The organism is Proteus sp. G2675 (genome assembly GCF_963886535.1).
GTDB lineage: Bacteria > Pseudomonadota > Gammaproteobacteria > Enterobacterales > Enterobacteriaceae > Proteus > Proteus mirabilis.
Genome location: NZ_CAWPCB010000052.1, coordinates 1 through 19,640 on the forward strand (window position 1 = coordinate 1; position 19,640 = coordinate 19,640).

Sequence of the window (19,640 nt, forward strand, 5' to 3'; positions counted from 1 at the left end):
ATGGACGGAACGTAAAAGCTAAATCTGGTTTAAACCGCTCAATACTGGAGCAGGGCTGGTATGAAATGCGCCGTCAGCTTGAGTACAAGCAGCTCTGGCGAGGAGGTCAGGTACTGGCAATACCCCCTGCCTACACCAGTCAGAAGTGCGCTTGCTGTGGTCATACAGCAAAGGAAAACCGCCAGTCACAAAGTCAATTCGAGTGCCTTGAATGTGGATATACAGCGAATGCTGATATCAACGGGGCACGTAACATTTTAGCGGCAGGACATGCCGTGCTTGCCTGTGGAGGGAGGGTGCAGTCAGACCGCCCGTCGAATCAGGAACCCACCGAGGTGATTCAGACATCAGTCTGAACGCAGTAGGGATCCACGTCCTTTAGGGCGTGGAGGATGTCAACACATATGTACACTATGCACTGTGGCGCCGTGATAACAAGGAGAAACAGGATATGAAAAATACTGATCTAGAATTAATTATTAATGAAAAGCTAAGTATTGAGAATTTTCACGACTACGCACCTAATGGTCTTCAAGTAGAAGGGCGCCCTCATATTCAAAAAATAGTGACAGGAGTAACGGCTTGCCAAGCTTTACTTGATGAAGCGGTACGTTTAAATGCAGATGCTGTATTAGTTCACCATGGTTATTTTTGGAAGAATGAGCCAGTTGTTATCCGTTCAATGAAACGCAATCGCTTAAAAACCCTACTATGTAATGATCTCAATCTATATGGTTATCACTTACCTTTAGATGCCCATCCTATTTTAGGTAACAACGCTCAATTAGCGTTAAAAATGGGCGTAAAAGTTGAGGGTGAGATCGAGCCTTTAGTGCCGAAAGGGATTTTTGATCTACCTGTCACAGCCAATGAATTAAAAACACGACTCGAAAAAGCCTTACAGCGTAATGTGCTTCACTGTGGTGACAATGCACCAGATGTTATTCGCCATATTGCTTGGTGTACTGGTGGAGGACAAGGATTTATTCAACAGGCGGCAGAGCAAGGTGTTGATGCATTTGTAACAGGAGAAGTCTCAGAGCAGACGATTCATATAGCAAGAGAAATGGGCGTGCATTTTTTCGCTGCTGGGCATCATGCTACCGAGCGTTATGGTATTAAAGCATTAGGTGAATGGTTAGCACAAACTCACCATTTAGATGTTACTTTTGTCGATATTGATAATCCTGCCTAAACCCAGTTATTGCTATTCTATAAGCTATCTCTCTTATTAACTAAGTGAGATAGCTTTTTATTTAACAACAACCTTGAAATTTATTCATTAAGTTGAATGGGTAGCGGGCTTTGTAATTGTTGCAGATTATCACATAGCCAAATTAACTGTAATAAAGCTTGAGAGTCACGAGCAGTTAAAGCGAGATAACGAGTTAATTGGTTAGCTATTAATGTCATACCTAAATCGTCAGCAATTTGTTTGCTTCTCTCTAATTGCTCTTTTTGCATTGCAGAAAGTTGTTCTCGCCCTGTACATGCTTGGGCTTCCAATACGGATAAAATGGGGCGACAAAATTTTTGTGCAAGGGTAGGTTCACTGTGATGCATTGCCGTTTGTCGCTTACGTTTAGCCATATATTCTTGAATATGACTAATAAAACCAGACTGTTTTTTCTTACGTGGAAATTGGTCAAAATCGAGATAAAACATTTCAATGCCTTGCTCTGTTTTGATCCAAATGGTGGTGGGTAATAAATCGATATTGAAATCACGTCGAACAGGTTGCACGGTGATCGCAACGATTTCTAATTCTCGTTTAGTGAGAAAACGTAATTCTTCTAAATTATTTTGCGTTTCGCCTTCCCAATAAAGGCGCAAAAAGGCCGAATTTCCATTATTATCTACCACTTCCCAAATAACACACTGCTCTACTTCATGCCAAATTAAGGGATTATAGCTTTTGATATGTAAAACCAGAGGGGAAAGAAATCCTTCTGGTTGATCCGTAAAATAATTGGGTAAATCTTGCCAGTTATGAATACCTAATTCTGTTTGTAGTTGATGATAATCTGTGACATCAAGAAAATCGGTTTGATTTTGCGCAAAGCTATCGCCAATAGTAGCTAGTTTCCCTTCATCAGAAATACGAGGCGCTTGTAATAAGAAAGGTCGGCGCATGAGCTTATCTGCAGTTTGTTTCCATAACGATAAACTATGCCAAACACTATAGCGATTAAATAGGGTATCAAGTTGATTAGGGCGAGCTTGTGTCGCTTGTAAAAATTGTTTTGCTTCTTTATCCCAGAAAATAAAAGTTGTGCCTAATGCGCCACTTTGTGCTGTCCACCAATGTGCATCAATAGGAATAAGCGCGAGACTGGTTTTTTTATCATCATATTGACGGCGAAGTTGTCCTCGTAATGTTTTTAATTGTTCAGGTGTCGCATAAGATAGCTGGAAAAGATAGGCTGAGATATGAGCTAATAGACGTAAGACATTGCTTTCATCCATAGTGAAATGTCTTTCTGCTAACCGCTTGACTTGAGTACTTAATGTTCGTAAATAAGAGGCTAAACGAGGTAAACCCTCGGCACGAGCAGACATATTAAGTAAATGTAATTGCGTTGCGCTACTTAAACTAATGTGTGATAGCCCTTGACGTAATAGATCATCAATAAATTGTTCAATAGTATTAATAAGGGCAATTTCTTCATCATTTAGTGGGCGTTTTGAAGATTTTAAGGGAATTAAATCTTCAGGCCACGTCCAAGGCTGTGTATTTTGCTCAAATATTTTCGCGACAATAGCAAGATGAAAAGCTTTTTTCTGAGAGCTAGAAAAAGGGGATAACATGCCATCGTAACCACTTGCTTGTAAGAAAATGACCGGTTCATCAACATCAGGGAGTTGGATTTTTAGCTGGGTTCCTGTGTCTTCTAGAACTAAAGTTTTATCTTCCCATTGTTCAATTAAGTTAATCGCAGTCCGACAGGCGGGTTTACCTGCTTTTTTGATGAGTAACTCGGGATCAAGCGTAAATAAAGAGGGTAATAAAGGCGGTGTTTCAACAGGCGCTATAATTTTTTCTGCTGATGTTTCAATGGGATTATCAGTATTAATATCATCAGTCGAATTGTTGTTGGCTTGTAACCATAAAATAGCGGCTAAAATATGTTTGCAACAACCTGCTGCGGAACAATCACAACTGGCTTGCTGAATGCCTGCTTCATGTAAAACGACTTTTTGCCCATCACTGCTAAATTGCCCTGTATTTGCATCAGTAACAGAGACTTTTTCGTTATCAACATCTTTTCTTGCGCGTCTTAATAATCCGGCATTAGCAAAGACGGTAAGCGCATCTTCATCATAATGAAAATAAACGGTCTGCCAACTCATTGCATTACCTCTGCTAGCCACTGTGCGAAATGTTCTGGGGTTAAAGCTGCAACTTGCATACCTCTATCGGCGAGTTTTTGTGCGATAGTTGAGTCATAAACCGGTTGAGCCTCATCATCTAGTGCTGCCAGTCCTAATAATTTAACTTGTTGGCTATTGAGACGTTGTGTGCAATCTAATAATCGGGTTAATGATCCCCCTTCTTCAAAGTCACTGATAAGCGAAATAACAGTACGCTTAGGGTTGTTAACTAAGCTTTCGCAATATTGCATGGCACTAGCAATATCCGTACCTCCTCCCAATTGGACTGTCATTAACACTTCAACGGGATCGTCGGCTAAGTGTGATAAATCGACAACTTGAGTATCAAACACGATTAAGGAGACATTAACAGCAGGTAATGAAGCTAAAATACTCGCACACACAGCTGCATACATAATGGAACTAGACATTGATGCACTTTGGTCAACACAGAGAATGACATCCCATGGAAAATGCTGTTGCATTCGTGAATTAAAGTAAGGAGTTTCAATCAATAAACGACGATTTTGGGTATCGTAATGTTTTAAATTGGCGGCAATAGTGGCACGCCAATCAAAGTTACGACTATTTGGTACTAACGAGCGTCTAAAGCGATTACGACGACCGGTTAATGATTGGCGAAAGTTATTACGAATTTGACGCAAAATATCTTCAACCACTTTACGAATAATGGTTTTTACTGCATCTCGCGTTTCTTCGCTCATTCGTCCGCGTAAGCTTAATAGTGTTTTAGCTAACGCTTTAGTCGGCTCCATGGCTTTTAGCGTATTGGGATCTTTAAGAAAGCTACTGATTTGATAACGTTCAATCGCTTGTGATTGCATACGTTCAAATGTGCTATTGGGAAAAAGTTTGCGAGCTTGATTTAGCCAGTTTACGGCAGTAAGTTGCGATGCATCGAGAGAGCCATGGCGACCGCGCTCTTGACGTAATCCTCGGCGCTGATATTCACGGCGATAAAGAAAATCGAGTGTACGTTCAATTTTAAGATCATCAGCATTAAACGTGGCTTGCCCTAAAGCATCATCAGCGTATTGGCCTAAAATCAAGCGCCAACGTTTGGCTTGTTGTATTTTATCTTTAGGCATATCATCATCATGCTTCTCCATGAGTATGGTCTCCTTTCTCTGTTTTCTTCGCCTCAAACCAAGAAATCATGCCTTGTGTCTTAATGCGCTGTTGCAATTTTTGATTGAGTTTAGTGGCTTCAAGCATTTGCTTGGCACTAAATTCTGATTGCCATAGTGATAAGGCTTGCGTATCTAAACCAATATCATTAGCAATATATTGTGCAAGCTCTGCATTTTGTTTGGGATTAAGTTGGCTAAAGGCAAAACGCAGATCAGGTAAAATCTGAATAAAGCGTTCTTCATCCCATTGCTGTAATAAGCTATTTAAGTGATTGACTAACAACGGCAGGCGAATGACTAGCTCTGGTGCAGTGCGCATTATACCGACAAAATAACCAATGGCATGTTCGGGAGCGCTGCCTGTACTAAAGGTCGCATTTAGCACGGCCGCTAAGGTCTTTTCGTCAATATACGAACCTAGATAACGTAATGCATCTACCGCACCTTTTAATAAAGGAACGGTATCTAATTGTCCATCAAGGCGATTAAGTTGCTGATAAAAATCACTTTTATAATCATATTGATGATCCAGTGATGGCATAAACTCAATGAGTTCACGTAAAGAGAGTAGGGCTTGCAGATTGCTTTCTTGTTGTTGCTCATCACCTTGAGCCAATTGCTCTAAGCAAAAGAAGGCTTGAGGGATCACTTGATGTAGCCTATTTTCCAATGTCAGCTCATCGGTAATATCAAGATATTGACGACCTCGCCATAAATGGATCAATTTATGTCCACATTGTGTTAATGACTCAAGGCGAAAATCTTGCTGAATATAGCTATCTAGCAGTTTAAATAGCGTAGGGATACGCTGGTGGAGCCCAATTAATGCCGCTTGAATTAACAAAGTGACCGCACTTTGGCTTGAACGGCTTTGTCCTTGTTCTGCAAGCTGTTTTTCCATTGCTAACAGTTTATTTAAGGCGATAGTTTCAAGTTGAGAGCCTTTTTCTGATAATGAGATCAGTTCACCTTCAACATTGGGGGTCCATGCATATTGCCATTCTTCAAATAATAGATCTAACTGGTGACCAGAAAGAAAATCAGGTCCATTGACACGGTGGGCAAAATGGATTTCTAAAAATGCCAATAAATGTAAAAAACGACTTCTTAAGCGATGTTGGGGGTTGCGATAAACATCACATTTTGTAGTTTTTGCTAATGTATCATCAAGTTTAAAGTGAAATGCTTTGGCGCGTTCATAGGTTTCATTGACTAAAGGGGGCGTTGCTGTACCTAATGGAATTTGTCCTAATAGATAACCTGAAAAACAGGTTTTGATTTCGTCCCATAATTCGTTTTGACTGTCATCTAAACTGCCTTTAATAAAGGCGCTTTGTAACCCATCAAGCAAATCATAACGCCCCATACCAGTGTGCTCTCTTAGTAAAGCGAGGCGTAAACTCTGCTCGGCTGCTAGTTTTACGGTTAAATAACTGGGTGGATTATCAAATTGTTGTTCTCTGATAGTCTGAGCCACTGAGCTTAAAAAGGCGATGCCCATTTTATTGCGATAAACTTGCGTTGGCTGTTTTGCCGCCTCATTGTTTTCTAATTTATCATGATGTTGTTGCATTAAGCTTTGCCAAGCTTGTTGGTAAAAAGCCGGAGATGGCATACCAGATGCATAGCCATTAAGTGCATCTAATCTGTCAAAGCTATAGCGAATAAGCCAAGCTTGCTCTTTTTCGCCCATTTTTTGCATTTTAGTAAAGTGCTTGTGTTCTGAGCTAGAAATAGCGAAAGAGTGGGGTTGTGAAGAAGCTAAGCCTTCGATTAGCGCAAGGGTGTGGGCTCCCCCTGTGACGATTAATATTTTGGCATTAGGCTCGTGCTGTTTGATGGTTTTAATATGAGTGAGCATATGTGCTTCACGTTGTGAAGAGCCTTCAGATGCAAGTACTTCAGGTTCATAGTCAAGGCGTGCAAGTGCACACCAAATAAAAATGTCATAAAACAGAGTTTGCCAATCTGCTAATGCCTCAATACTGCGTAACTCAAAAAGATGCTCCCAAACATCATCATGATCACGGCAATGACATTGTTTAGCTAATTGTGCAATAAATTGGCTATGGGCTAAATAACGTTCTTTTTGTAAGCTACGGCTTTGTAGATCGCTATACTCTTCGTTATTGACTTGAGCAGCCCAGGGTAAATCGATAAAACGTGTTGTTGCATTGATGCGTAAACCACCTCGCAAAGCTTGCCACTCAGGGGAATATTCACAAAATGGGAAATAGGCAGAGTGTAGCGATTTTTCACGCTCTTCTAGGCCACTATCATGATGACAATATTCGGCTTGCCCCATAATAGCAACAGGAGGGAGAGTATCTTTATCCGTTAGGCTAGGAATAAGCGAATTAAAGGTATCCGGACCTTCAATTAAGATATAATCAGGTTTTACAGAATCAATTAATGATAAAACTGCATAAGCACAAGCTGGGCTATGGTGGCGTACAGGGGCAAAATAGAGATGTTGTTGCTGTAACGACGTCCATTTCAGTCGGGCTTGGTCAATTCTTGTTGGTAAAGATATTGAAGGTAGCGTCACCGTGTTGATCCCTTTTTTGGGTGAAAAAGCAGAGTAAGTTAACTCTGCCTTTAATAGATAAATAAATAGACTTTAATGCCTCGCTGTGGCTCTTTACGTTTTATTGCCAAAAGTCTTTTGATGCATCAAAGAACGCTTTCCACTCTTTACTATTTCTGGCCCTTTCTCTGGCGACGTTGTCCATGTAATAACGAATACGCTTAATATCATCAGGATTATCTTTTAATACAACGCCGATTAATTGACGTGCAATCGCACCGGCATTCATCACGCCATCACCTAAATAATGCGCTTCTAACGCACAAGCATAAGCGATATTTACGGCTTCTGCTGTTGACATAACCGCATCAGGTGTTTTGATATTGCCACCATCTTGCGTATTACCTGAACGTAATTCTTGGAATGTGGTAACCAGTAATTCCACCACATCCATAGGGACGGTGATTTCTGTCGCTAAAGCACCTAACTCATTTTCAAGCTGTGATTGGATCAAACTGATTTCAAAAGCTGGATCACGAATAGGTTTTACTGTTTCAAAATTAAAACGTCGCTTTAATGCGGCAGACATCTCATGTACACCTCGGTCACGCAAGTTTGCGGTACCAATCAAGTTAAATCCGGGTTTTGCACTAATACGCGCACCGTCGCCCATTTCAGGGATCATTAACTGTTTTTCGGACATTAAAGAAACCAGCACATCTTGAATTTCAGGAGGGCAGCGAGTTATCTCTTCAAAACGAACAATTTTACCTTGTAACATGCCTTGATAAATCGGTGAGCCGACTAATGCTCGTTCTGTTGGGCCTTCTGCTAATAGTAACGCATAGTTCCATGAGTATTTGATATGATCTTCTGTCGTCCCTGCAGTACCTTGGATGGTTAATCCTGAATCACCACTGATAGCAGCCGCAAAAAGTTCTGAGAGCATTGATTTTGCTGTACCTGGCTCACCAACCAGCATTAAGCCCTGTTTGCCTAATAATGTAACAATTGCACGATCAACTAAGGCATCATCACCGAAAAACTTAGGTGTGATACCTAAAGTATCATCACCTAAAATAAATTGGCGCACAGCTCGAGGAGAGCGAAGCCATCCTTGGGGCTTCGGATTATTAGCATCCGCTTTTGTTAAGCGTTCTAATTCTTCAGCAAATCGAACCTCGGCACTTTCCCTAATTGCTTGTTGTTCTTTGGGTGCTTTTTTAGCCATATTCTTTCCTAATTATCCCTAAATTTTACCAAGGTGTTTTCTTTTCCCATTCAGGATCAAATCCTGCACAAGCTTCAGCGACTTTTAGATAATCCGCGTAGCTTTCTGCTAATAAAATCGGTGGTACTTGCTTTAACTCAATATTATTGCGATCCCAGTAATTTTGCTGATCCTTCTCAAAACTTAAATCGAATAAAACCGCTGGAATATTTTCTTCTGGTACATAGCTACCACTAAAACCGATATTGACGTAGTAGTTTAAGCTAGAGAAGAATTTGTAATAGTGAGAGAACGAGCCTCCATCTTCAGCAGGGCCTCGCTGATAGCCCATTTTGGTTAAAATACCCCGTAAGGTGAAGGTGTCTGTGATCCAACCTTTTCGGTCTTCAACTTCTGTTTGTGTCAGATCTAAATCAGGGATCTTATGTTCCATTTGTGAAAATAAGAATTTCACTTTGTAATCTTTGAAGTGTGCAATCCAGGCTTTACGCTCATCTTCATTAACTAGGGCGGCGTGAGCTAATTGAATCAAAGAATCATTTTGTAAGGTGACTTCGTCATCTTCAAGGTTAAGTAAAGCACCATCATCAGAAGGGCGGAAGGTATTGATAACTTCACCCTCTTTTACTTCTTGCCAAACTAATTGTTCAATCAATTTATGCATAATAGGGTGAGCTAAAATATACTCTTGCCAATCAGCGCTTAGCCATTGGCGTTGCGCGCACATCGCTTCATATAAACGCACACTTTGTAATTCAATAACTTGTTTAAGTTCTTTTTTACTTGAAGTGAAAAGTTTTTTCGCTTCTTTAATCAGCTCTGGATCGTCATTTTTGCGTGCTGCAGGTAATGACTTAACTTCCTTACCTTCAGGATTAAACAGGACAATTTTTTGTTTTGCATCCATTTTGGCGGTGAAAGTACGCTCACCATATTCCAGTACTAATGTTCCTGAATCATCAAAGCCGGCGGTTGGAATGGTTCTATCGGCTAATTCATCAGCACTCCAACCATTGCGTTCAGCTATTTGCGTAACTAAATTACGCGCTTTTTCCTGCACAGATGCTGTGCGATAACGACGTGATAATGAAAGCAGAAGTTGAATGATAATAGGATCATTACTTGAAGCTACCGCATCAATCATCGCTTCGATTTGCGCACGACGCTGATAGTGATCACGCATATAGTTACGTAATACTGATACTGCAATATGCCCCTCAATTCCACAAATAAGCGCGAGCATTCCTTTATCGCTGATTGCCGAACCTAAATAACGACGTAATACCTCGTTTTTAATTTCTTCGACGACTTGCTCTAAAGTATAGGTTTCATATTTAGCATAATATTCAGGATAACGTTTGGCCCAATCTTTGTATTGTGTTAATCGAGAAGGGGCATTTTGTTGCGCTTCAGCCATCGCTTCTTCAAGTGTTGGTCCTTTAATATCTTGAGCGACAAAAGTGTGCAGGATAAAGCTTGAAAGCTTATGTTGGCTATCAACGCAAAGTAGGCTGATATAACGTTGTAATAACGCATTACCCCCTGGCATTTTTAATTTGACGGCTAGAATAATCCACCAACGAATAATCGCGGGATCAACCGCTTTTTTGTTTTCCCATGTTAATGTAGGGATCGCTTCGAAGTTAAACCAAGCAAGGCTTGCGGGTGGTTTGGCTTTGAGACCTTTTTCAGCTTCTGCTAATAATGTCTTTGGCGATAAATAGCTTGAAATATCCTCACCTAATTGTTCTAACGCAGTGAGCAGAGCGGCTCGTACTACTTCGCGTTTCTCTTTTTTCAGTAAGGCATTAAGGGCAGGTAATGAGTCAGGGTTATTTAAACGTGCTAACCATTCAATCGCGGTGACTCGAATTTCTTGTTTACTTGAAGTTAAGCCTTCTTGTGCACTTAAGTGAATATTCGGTAAGGTTTCTAATAATTTCTGAGCTGAAACTCGGTGTGTTTTATTTTCACCTAGAGCCAATTCCATGATACGCGGAACGAATTGTGCAGGAATGGTTGGAAAACGGCTTAATACTTCAATACCTTGTGAAGTTTCAAATTGGCGATAGCGGTGTTCACTTTGATTTGGCATTAAGTTTAGCGCTTCTGCAATATAATCAGTATGTTGAGAGAAGAAAGGCCAAACTTGTTCTGGTTTACGGAAACGACGTAAGCCATCTTGATAAGATTCTAAGCACAGCGCCGCTGTGATACGCGTTGCACGTTTGAAATGACATCGTTCTAATACATTTTCAACGTGTCGTAATTCAATATCACTCAATAAACGTTCAGGAATATCACTATTAAAATAGTGAGAGGAAAAGTGATCCGCATGTTGGCGGTTATTGGTGATCACGCGCACGGCATGGAAAAAGGTGTATTCAGGTAAATTAGGAATACGGTTTTTGTGTTTAATTATTTGGATCTCATTGACTTGAATAGTGCCTTGTCCGCTATTGAGTTTATCCACTAATGCGCGACACTGTTTTTCATCAATTTTAGAGAGATCTTTATAATGGCGTTGTGCCCAATTATAAGAGTGTTTAGACGTTTTATTTTCTTCAATTTCACGTTCAGCATTTTCTTTTGCTTTTACTAACATTTCATTGAAGTTATTGACCAGAATATCGCGGGCACTATCGGGTAATGGTGTGTCTTCTAAGGGAGTAAAATCAGGCGCTTTAATGGCTTCAACGGTATTTGCATTATCAGCAACACAAAAACGTTGTAGCGCACTTTCAATGCTCTTGATAACTGCTTTTGAGGTTTCATGTTTTAATGCTTCTGCCAGCACATCACGGTTTTCACCTTGGCGCGCGAATAAATCAGCGGCTTGTGTACGTTGTTTGGGAGTACCATTCATTAAAACATGGGTTAAATTTTCTTTTACGATTTCAGCAGGTAAGGTATTTAAAATAGGTTCAGCCGTTTTTTTGACGGTTCTTAAACTGCTAGTGGCAAGTAAAACAATAATATCTGCAAAAGTATTGCGTAATATCGTATTTTTATTTAGATAATTTATTAGCTCGACTAAGCCATTCGCTGAAAGTTTTTCAACTAATTCTTTTCTAACAAATTCTTGATGTGAAAGTAGATAGTCTTTTAAATCACACAGTTCATAAATACGCTTAAGATTAGCGGCATAATATTCAGAGACATCTTTTCTATCAAAAATTGCAAATAACGCGTTTTCACCGGCAATATTGGCCTCTGCTTCGACCATATTGGCGATAAACTCCATACTCCAATGTTTACGATGTTCTAAATTAAGGTTACGTGCATTATCGTAAGTGGTATAAAACGCATCAACTAACAGGTAGATAACCCAAGTGGGGACTTGCGTTGTTGTTACTTTAATATTGATATCTTGACATGCGGCAGCGATGACTTTGGCAAAACGGGCCACTTGCTCTAAGGAAAAACTTTCACCAACCTTTGAGTAGAGTTTATGGCGGGCATTAAGGCCTTGGGTGATAACCTTACCGTACTTTCCTGTATCAACATTACTGGCATACCACCACTCTAATGTTCCCGCACGATGAAAATAAACGGCGGCTTTCGCTGCATCTAGTTTATTTAATTCAAATAGAATTTCAGGGTTTGTACCTGTAAGTACATAATCTAATGCACGCTTAGGTAAACTTTCATCAAATATAGCCAGTAGGACAAGAGAGCCTTGAAGATATTGTTCAGTAATATCGACGTCTTTTTTCCCAAAAATAGGGAGAATATCTAATATTTTTTTTATCACGCCAGTTCCTTAAGCCATGTATGGATAAACAGTTTTTTTTACCATGAAACAGTAAAACGAACAATTTTATTATTACTGGCGAAAATAAAGTCAAGGCATAACATTTGTTAAATATATGGATATAAACACTGAAAAAGCCAATCTAACTTTATTAATATTCAATTCATCATTATATAAAATGCAATCTCAGGAAAAAGTACTAAAAGTTAAGAAGTGATAATAAAGGCGTTTTTTGTGGATTTTAAAAAGATTAAGAATTGTCTGTTTAATTTGCTAAGTATTAACACTTAGTCCTGTAGACAAGTTAATCTTTCTATTCTTGATTTTTTCGAAATGTTACAAAATAAAAAGAGCTTCTTATAAATATAACAAGCTCTTTTAAATATATTATTTTGCTGTTTGGCGAGAGAAAGAGAGTAACAAAGCACCTATACTACAAATCAGCAAGGTAATCGCTAAACTTTGTCCCCATCCAGCCAGTGCTAAACCACCACCAATAAGTAAATAGTAGAATAAACCTAATAGTGCACCCGCTGTGCCTAAGCGATCTTTATATTGCGCTAAAGCCGTTGCTAAGATATTTGGAATAGCAATGCCATAGGCAACGACACTTGTCATCATTGGAATAATAAAACTAATGTGATTGCGCAATAAATAAACACCTACAGCACTAATTACTGCAATAATACTCGCAAGTAATACTAATTTCTCACATTGCCAATGATGGCTTAATAATGCTTTATTAATGTAAGAACCAATACCGACACCTATTGCTAATACAATACCACTATAGCCAAAAGTACTTGCACTATAACCTTGATTATCAAACATAAAAGGTGCTAGTTGGTAATAAGCAAATAGACTGATATTAAAAAAAGCAATTAAAAGTATAGTCTTGGCAATTTGCTTATCTTTCAGCATTTTTATCGCTGTTTCCGCTAGTGGTGCGGTTTTTATTGTTGCAGGGCGACTTTCTGGTAATGCAATAGTACTCCACAGCAATAAAACGACGGCGAGAAGAGCAAGACCACTAAATACCCCTTGATAACCTGCATAGCTCACCAGTAAAGAACCACTTAACATACCAATAGCCGGACTTAATGCGATTGCCGCTCCCATAACGGAAAATACTTTGGCTAATTCTTCACCACTATAAACATCACGCATAATAGTTTGTGTTCCTACAGAGCCAACTGCGGCACCAAAAGCAGAAAGCATACGTAATATCAGTAATACAGAAAAATTATCGGTCATAAAGACACCAATACAAGCAATGGCATAAATAAATAACCCTGCTAACATTGTTGGGCGCCGGCCAATGACATCACATAAACGACCCCATATAATGACACCGAGTGCAAAAGCAAAAAAGTAGAGCGAAAGTGTTTGCCCTGCTTCATTGGCACTGACTCTAAAACCATTTGAAATATCAGTAAGTGCTGGGCTATAAATGGTTTCTGCAATTTGTGGAAACATCATTAACGCAATTGCTAACCATAGAGAGAGTTTTCTGTTCATTCTTTGTTTTCCTAAAGCTTGATACTTTGATGACAGAATACAGTGATAATAATTGTCTTGTTATATATATAAAGACATAATATTTACCAAATAGGACAAGTGATGGCTTGGCTTAATCAATACGACCACTTTGTGCCAGAAGAACACCTTGCATCAGTTGTGGGTATTGCTGCAGAGATGGGAAAACATGATTCAGGTTTTCACTCACATGATAGGGGGCAGTTACTGTTTACTCAATCGGGTTGTATGAGAATTACTTTAGCCTCTCGTGTATCTGTTTTACCACCCATGAGAATTGCCTGGATCCCGCCAAAACTGGAACACCGAGTCGAGATGTATGCGGCTGTAGGTTATCGTTCAGTTTATATTGCCGATAAATTTCATCATCGTTTCCCAACTGAAAGCGAAATACTGACTATTTCACCTTTACTTAGAGAGATATTAGAGCGTATTGCTATTGCTGATTTTGACACCCAGTGGGAAGTAGGGCGGTATGCAAATTTATTAGCTGTTTTTTTAGATGAAATTCAGCAAGCTAAACGTCAACCTAATCATTTATCAATGCCCAGTGATAGACGGTTAAGAAAATTATCTTTCGATGAATTACCTCCGCCACTACAAGAATTAGCGCAATATATTGGTGCTAGTGAAAAAACCATTACTCGATTATTTTATAAAGAAACAGGATTAAGCTATCAACAATGGCGTCAGCAATGGCGATTAATGAAAGCGATAGAGTTATTAGCCACACATCATCGTTATTTAGAAATTAGTCAATTATTAGGGTTTGCCAGCGATAGTGCCTTTATCACTTTTTTTAAGAAAATGACCGGGCAAACACCACAAGAGTATTTAAGAAATTGATCCATACTAATAGCATTAAGCCCCGCAAAAACGGGGCTTAGCCAGTCAATAAATCGTGTTTAAATCGATTTATTTATTTTTAAGTTCACTATGGAATTTACGCTCGTTATAGCCAGTATATAACTGACGAGGACGTGCAATTTTCAGTCCATCTTCATGCATTTCATTCCAGTGAGCAATCCAACCGATAGTACGTGCAATAGCGAAAATGACCGTAAACATATTTGATGGAATACCTAGCGCTTTTAGAATAATGCCTGAGTAGAAATCGACGTTAGGATAGAGTTTTTTCTCAATAAAATACGGGTCATTTAAGGCGATGCGTTCTAATTCCATTGCCACTTCAAGTAAACTGTCATTGAGATTCAGTTCTTTTAATACTTCGTGACAAGTTTCGCGCATGACTGTTGCACGCGGATCGTAGTTTTTATATACACGGTGACCAAAGCCCATTAAACGGAAAGAGTCATTCTTGTCTTTTGCGCGTTTAATAAATTCAGGAATATGTTCAACGGTTTTGATCTCTTCCAACATACGTAAACAAGCTTCGTTAGCACCACCATGAGCAGGTCCCCATAGTGAAGCAATACCCGCAGCAATACAGGCAAATGGATTTGCACCTGAAGAGCCTGCAGTACGTACAGTAGATGTTGAAGCATTTTGTTCATGGTCGGCATGAAGAATAAAGATCCTATCCATCGCACGTTCAAGAACTGGGTTAACCACATACTCTTCACAAGGTGTGGCAAACATCATATGTAGGAAGTTACCTGCATAAGACAGATCGTTTCTTGGATAAACAAAAGGTTGTCCTATGGAGTACTTGTAACACATTGCGGCTACAGTAGGCATCTTAGACAGTAAACGATATGCTGTGATATCACGGTGAACTGGATTAGAGACATCAAGCGCATCATGGTAAAAGGCAGCTAAAGCTCCTGTCACACCACAAAGTACAGCCATCGGGTGTGAGTCACGACGGAAACCATGGAACAGGCGGGTGATTTGCTCATGGATCATGGTATGGCGAGTGACGGTTGTTTTAAATTTATCGTATTGCTCTTGGGTCGGTGCTTCGCCATAAAGCAGGATATAACATACTTCTAAGTAGGTTGACTCAGTAGCCAATTGCCCAATTGGGAAACCGCGGTGCAGTAAAATCCCGTTATTACCGTCGATATAGGTAATTTTCGATTCACAAGATGCCGTTGAGGTAAAGCCTGGATCATAGGTGTAATAACCTTTGGAGCCGAGAGTACGAATATCAATGACTTTGGAACCGAGTGTAGGGGAGAGAACGTCCAAGTCCACAGAAGTTTCACCAATCGTTAACTTAGCTTTGTTATCAGCCATTTATAATCTCCTTAGCGCTTATTATGTCTCCTAACAAAGTCGAGGGTATCTTCATAAAGATGCACTTCGATAGTGAAACTATAGTTGATAAAAAGTACCTAGCGAGTTTTATTTTATGGCTTAACACGAGTAAAACCGTAGGTCTATAGTGTGTCACTTTTGTTAAGGAGCTTTTGATGTTATGTTTTTTAGGTGCTTTTTTATGCAAGGCACTTAGAATGTGTTCTGCTTACACTTTTACATAAGTTTTCGATTTCTGGAAGCGTGTTTGCGCACAAAAAAAACATAAACATTAAAAATATGCACCAAATGTAAGAAAAATGTTGTACATGTGTCAAAAATGATAACGATTATTACATTGGATGTTTGAAAAAGTGATCCCTCTCACTGTTCGAACCAAATGTCTAGCACACAAGTTGTGTGGTAATTGTAATAAGTTTGTGAAGCACTTATACTGCGCCCAGGTCTCCGGAACCTTTGTTGTATGGAGAACCAGCGTAACGAATCCACAATTTTTGTAAAATAGACGGATTTAACATTTTACTTAAAGTGTGCCTTTGTACCCCATTCGCTGCTTAATTTCCATCCAGGTCCGGAGGAAGGAAAAATTATAAAAGCTGTGTGGGCATAAATTGTGAAAAAACAAAGACCTGTCAATCTGGATTTACAGACGATACAGTTTCCACTCCCTGCTATCGCATCGATCTTGCATCGTGTCTCAGGGGTTATCATGTTAGTCGCAGTTGGTATTTTACTGTGGTTACTTGGCACCTCTCTCTCATCTCCCGAAGGTTTTCAGCAAGCCGCTGATATCATGACTGGCTTCTTCGCGAAGTTTATTTTATGGGGCATCCTAACAGCATTGGCATACCACATTTGTGGTGGTATTCGTCATATGTTAATGGACTTCGGCTTTATTGATGAAACATTGGTTGTTGGTCGTCGTTCTGCGGCAATTTCAATGATTATTACCGTTATTTTATCAATATTGGCGGGGGTATTAGTATGGTAAGTAATTCTTCTACTTTAGGCCGTACAGGCATACAGGATTGGTTATTCCTACGTGCAACTGCCATCATTATTTTCTTATATGTTTTATATTTTGTCGGTTTTGTTGCAACAACTGATATTACCTATGAAGTTTGGCGTGGATTCTTTAGCTCCTCTCTAACCAAAGTTTTTACCCTATTAACGCTACTTTCTATTCTAATTCATGCATGGATTGGAATGTGGCAAGTGTTAACGGACTATATTAAGCCAATAGCATTACGCTTGACGTTACAACTTATTATTGTCGTTGCGCTGTTGGTTTATCTTATTTATGGAACAATTGTGGTGTGGGGTGTGTAATGAATCTGCCAGTTAGAGAATTTGACGCAGTTGTAATTGGTGCTGGTGGTGCAGGTATGCGCGCCGCTTTACAGATTTCTCAAATGGGTCTGTCATGTGCACTAATCTCAAAAGTTTTTCCTACTCGTTCTCATACTGTTTCCGCTCAAGGTGGTATTACAGTTGCTTTAGGCAATACCCATGAGGATAACTGGGAATGGCATATGTACGATACTGTTAAAGGTTCCGACTATATCGGTGACCAAGATGCTATCGAATATATGTGTAAAACCGGTCCAGAAGCTATTTTAGAGCTGGAACATATGGGACTTCCTTTCTCTCGTCTTGATGATGGACGGATATACCAACGCCCATTTGGTGGTCAGTCGAAAAATTTTGGTGGTGAACAAGCTGCCCGTACTGCTGCCGCTGCTGACCGTACAGGCCATGCACTATTACATACTTTGTATCAACAAAATTTAAAAAATCATACCACTATCTTTTCTGAATGGTATTCGCTGGATTTAGTTAAAAACCAAGACGGTGATGTTGTTGGTTGTACCGCTATTTGCATTGAAACAGGTGAAGTTGTTTATTTTAAAGCCAATGCCACCATTTTAGCGACAGGTGGTGCGGGGCGTATTTACCAATCAACAACTAATGCGCATATCAATACGGGTGATGGTGTTGGTATGGCAGTTCGTGCGGGTGTGCCTTTACAAGATATGGAAATGTGGCAATTCCACCCAACAGGTATCGCAGGGGCTGGGGTGTTAGTGACGGAAGGTTGCCGTGGTGAAGGTGGCTATCTACTGAATAAAGACGGTGAACGCTTTATGGAACGTTATGCACCAAATGCTAAAGACTTAGCAGGTCGTGACGTAGTTGCACGTTCTATTATGATTGAAATCCGTGAAGGCCGTGGTTGCGATGGACCATGGGGACCTCATGCCAAACTGAAACTCGACCACTTAGGTAAAGAAGTTCTGGAATCTCGTCTACCGGGTATCCTTGATCTCTCTCGTACCTTTGCTCATGTTGACCCAGTTAAAGAACCTATTCCGGTTATTCCTACTTGTCACTATATGATGGGGGGGATCCCAACTAAAGTTACCGGACAAGCTATTCGCATGAATGAGAAAGGCGAAGATGAAGTGATCCCAGGATTATTTGCTGTGGGTGAAATTGCTTGTGTATCTGTCCATGGTGCTAACCGATTAGGTGGTAACTCACTGCTTGACCTTGTGGTATTTGGTCGTTCTGCGGGTGTTCACTTAAAAGAGTCTTTGATGGAGCAGGGCACGATGCGTGATGCCAGCGATTCTGATGTTGAAGCTGCATTAACACGCTTACATCGTTGGGAAAATAATCGTTCAGGCGAAGATCCGGTTGAGATCCGTAAAGCATTACAATCTTGTATGCAACATAACTTCTCGGTCTTCCGTGAAGGGGATGCAATGGCGAAGGGCTTAGAAGAGCTGAAAGTGATCCGTGAACGCCTGCAAAATGCCCGACTCGATGATAATTCAAGTGAATTTAATACACAGCGTATTGAGTGCTTAGAGTTAGATAACTTGATGGAAACAGCTTATGCCACAGCGGTATCTGCTAATTTCCGTACGGAAAGTCGTGGTGCACATAGCCGTTTCGATTTCCCTGATCGTGATGATGAAAACTGGTTATGCCATACATTATATCAACCGCAAACCGAAACAATGACACGACGTAAAGTCAATATGCAGCCGAAACTGCGTGAGGCTTTCCCTCCAAAAGTGCGTACATATTAATTAGCGGTGTTATTGAAGTTGCGGAGACTGAATTATGAAACTTGAATTTTCAATTTATCGTTATAATCCCGACGTTGATAATGCGCCGCGTATGCAAGATTACACGCTTGAAGTACCCGAAGGGCGTGACATGATGTTGCTAGATGCATTAATTCAATTAAAGGAAAAAGATCCTACATTATCATTCCGTCGTTCTTGCCGTGAAGGTGTATGTGGCTCCGATGGAGTGAACATGAATGGTAAAAATGGTTTGGCATGTATCACACCTATTTCATCTTTACAGAAAGGAAGTAAGAAAATTGTGATCAGACCGTTACCAGGTCTACCGGTTATTCGTGATTTAATAGTGGATATGACTCAATTCTATACGCAGTACGAGAAGATCCGTCCATATGTGATTAACGACGACAAAAATCCTCCGGCTCGTGAGAATCTACAGTCACCAGAACAACGTGAAAAACTTGACGGACTTTATGAGTGTATTCTTTGTGCTTGTTGTTCAACATCTTGCCCGTCATTCTGGTGGAATCCAGATAAGTTTATCGGACCTGCTGGACTGTTAGCAGCGTATCGTTTCTTGATTGATAGTCGTGATACTGAAACAGAATCTCGTCTTGATGATTTAAGTGATGCGTTTAGTGTATTCCGTTGTCACGGTATTATGAACTGTGTCAGCGTATGTCCAAAAGGGTTAAATCCGACTAAAGCAATTGGTCATATTAAATCAATGTTGCTAAAACATAGTGCATAAATT

Annotated in this window: 14 protein-coding genes; 7 read left to right on the top strand and 7 right to left on the bottom strand. The window is 40.0% G+C overall.

Going from position 1 to position 19,640, the window contains the following annotated elements:
- The coding region (locus AACQ49_RS16390) for an RNA-guided endonuclease InsQ/TnpB family protein (protein ID WP_161779176.1) at nucleotides 1-356 on the top strand (356 nt) is incomplete at its 5' end.
- 95 nt (nucleotides 357-451) lie between these two features.
- Nucleotides 452-1,195 (top strand): type 2 GTP cyclohydrolase I, encoded by a 744-nt coding sequence (locus AACQ49_RS16395; protein ID WP_004247540.1) that lies wholly within the window; start codon nucleotides 452-454, stop codon nucleotides 1,193-1,195.
- An 80-nt stretch (nucleotides 1,196-1,275) separates the two neighbouring features.
- Here AACQ49_RS16395 and AACQ49_RS16400 read toward each other — a convergent pair whose 3' ends face one another.
- The 6 genes from AACQ49_RS16400 to AACQ49_RS16425 form a co-directional block, all read right to left on the bottom strand.
- Nucleotides 1,276-3,351, bottom strand: coding sequence for an SWIM zinc finger family protein (locus AACQ49_RS16400; protein ID WP_161779177.1), 2,076 nt, complete (start codon nucleotides 3,349-3,351; stop codon nucleotides 1,276-1,278).
- Nucleotides 3,348-4,502, bottom strand: coding sequence for a VWA domain-containing protein (locus tag AACQ49_RS16405; RefSeq protein ID WP_017628479.1), 1,155 nt, complete (start codon nucleotides 4,500-4,502; stop codon nucleotides 3,348-3,350). Before AACQ49_RS16405 ends, AACQ49_RS16400 begins: the two co-directional genes overlap by 4 nt.
- Nucleotides 4,489-7,071, bottom strand: a complete 2,583-nt coding sequence (locus AACQ49_RS16410) for a DUF5682 family protein (protein ID WP_161779178.1) — start codon at nucleotides 7,069-7,071, stop codon at nucleotides 4,489-4,491. The genes AACQ49_RS16405 and AACQ49_RS16410 overlap by 14 nt, the downstream gene beginning before the upstream one ends.
- A 100-nt stretch (nucleotides 7,072-7,171) precedes the next feature.
- Nucleotides 7,172-8,281 (bottom strand): ATP-binding protein, encoded by a 1,110-nt coding sequence (locus tag AACQ49_RS16415; protein WP_017827815.1) that lies wholly within the window; start codon nucleotides 8,279-8,281, stop codon nucleotides 7,172-7,174.
- Nucleotides 8,282-8,306: 25 nt separating this feature from the next.
- On the bottom strand, nucleotides 8,307-12,035 hold the full coding sequence (locus AACQ49_RS16420; RefSeq protein WP_017827814.1) for a DUF4132 domain-containing protein: 3,729 nt from the start codon (nucleotides 12,033-12,035) through the stop codon (nucleotides 8,307-8,309).
- 387 nt (nucleotides 12,036-12,422) lie between these two features.
- Nucleotides 12,423-13,553 (bottom strand): multidrug effflux MFS transporter, encoded by a 1,131-nt coding sequence (locus tag AACQ49_RS16425; RefSeq protein ID WP_004244407.1) that lies wholly within the window; start codon nucleotides 13,551-13,553, stop codon nucleotides 12,423-12,425.
- Between the two features lie 102 nt (nucleotides 13,554-13,655).
- Between AACQ49_RS16425 and AACQ49_RS16430 the strand changes: the two genes are divergently transcribed.
- Nucleotides 13,656-14,417: an AraC family transcriptional regulator gene (locus AACQ49_RS16430; RefSeq protein WP_004244408.1), complete on the top strand. Its 762-nt coding sequence runs from the start codon at nucleotides 13,656-13,658 to the stop codon at nucleotides 14,415-14,417.
- A 69-nt stretch (nucleotides 14,418-14,486) separates the two neighbouring features.
- Here the strand turns inward: AACQ49_RS16430 and AACQ49_RS16435 are convergent, their stop codons facing one another.
- On the bottom strand, nucleotides 14,487-15,770 hold the full coding sequence (locus AACQ49_RS16435) for a citrate synthase (RefSeq protein ID WP_004244410.1): 1,284 nt from the start codon (nucleotides 15,768-15,770) through the stop codon (nucleotides 14,487-14,489).
- Nucleotides 15,771-16,401: 631 nt separating this feature from the next.
- Between AACQ49_RS16435 and sdhC the strand changes: the two genes are divergently transcribed.
- The 4 genes from sdhC to AACQ49_RS16455 are packed head-to-tail and all read left to right on the top strand — an operon-like array spanning nucleotide 16,402 to nucleotide 19,637.
- The gene (gene sdhC / locus AACQ49_RS16440) at nucleotides 16,402-16,782 is read left to right on the top strand and encodes a succinate dehydrogenase cytochrome b556 subunit (protein WP_123059542.1); all 381 of its coding nucleotides are present in this window, start codon (nucleotides 16,402-16,404) and stop codon (nucleotides 16,780-16,782) included.
- Complete coding sequence (gene sdhD, locus AACQ49_RS16445) at nucleotides 16,776-17,120, top strand: succinate dehydrogenase membrane anchor subunit (RefSeq protein WP_004244415.1); 345 nt, start codon at nucleotides 16,776-16,778, stop codon at nucleotides 17,118-17,120. Before sdhC ends, sdhD begins: the two co-directional genes overlap by 7 nt.
- Complete coding sequence (gene sdhA / locus AACQ49_RS16450; protein WP_004244416.1) at nucleotides 17,120-18,886, top strand: succinate dehydrogenase flavoprotein subunit; 1,767 nt, start codon at nucleotides 17,120-17,122, stop codon at nucleotides 18,884-18,886. The genes sdhD and sdhA overlap by 1 nt, the downstream gene beginning before the upstream one ends.
- A 34-nt stretch (nucleotides 18,887-18,920) precedes the next feature.
- The gene (locus AACQ49_RS16455; protein WP_004244417.1) at nucleotides 18,921-19,637 is read left to right on the top strand and encodes a succinate dehydrogenase iron-sulfur subunit; all 717 of its coding nucleotides are present in this window, start codon (nucleotides 18,921-18,923) and stop codon (nucleotides 19,635-19,637) included.
- Nucleotides 19,638-19,640: the final 3 nt, after the last annotated feature.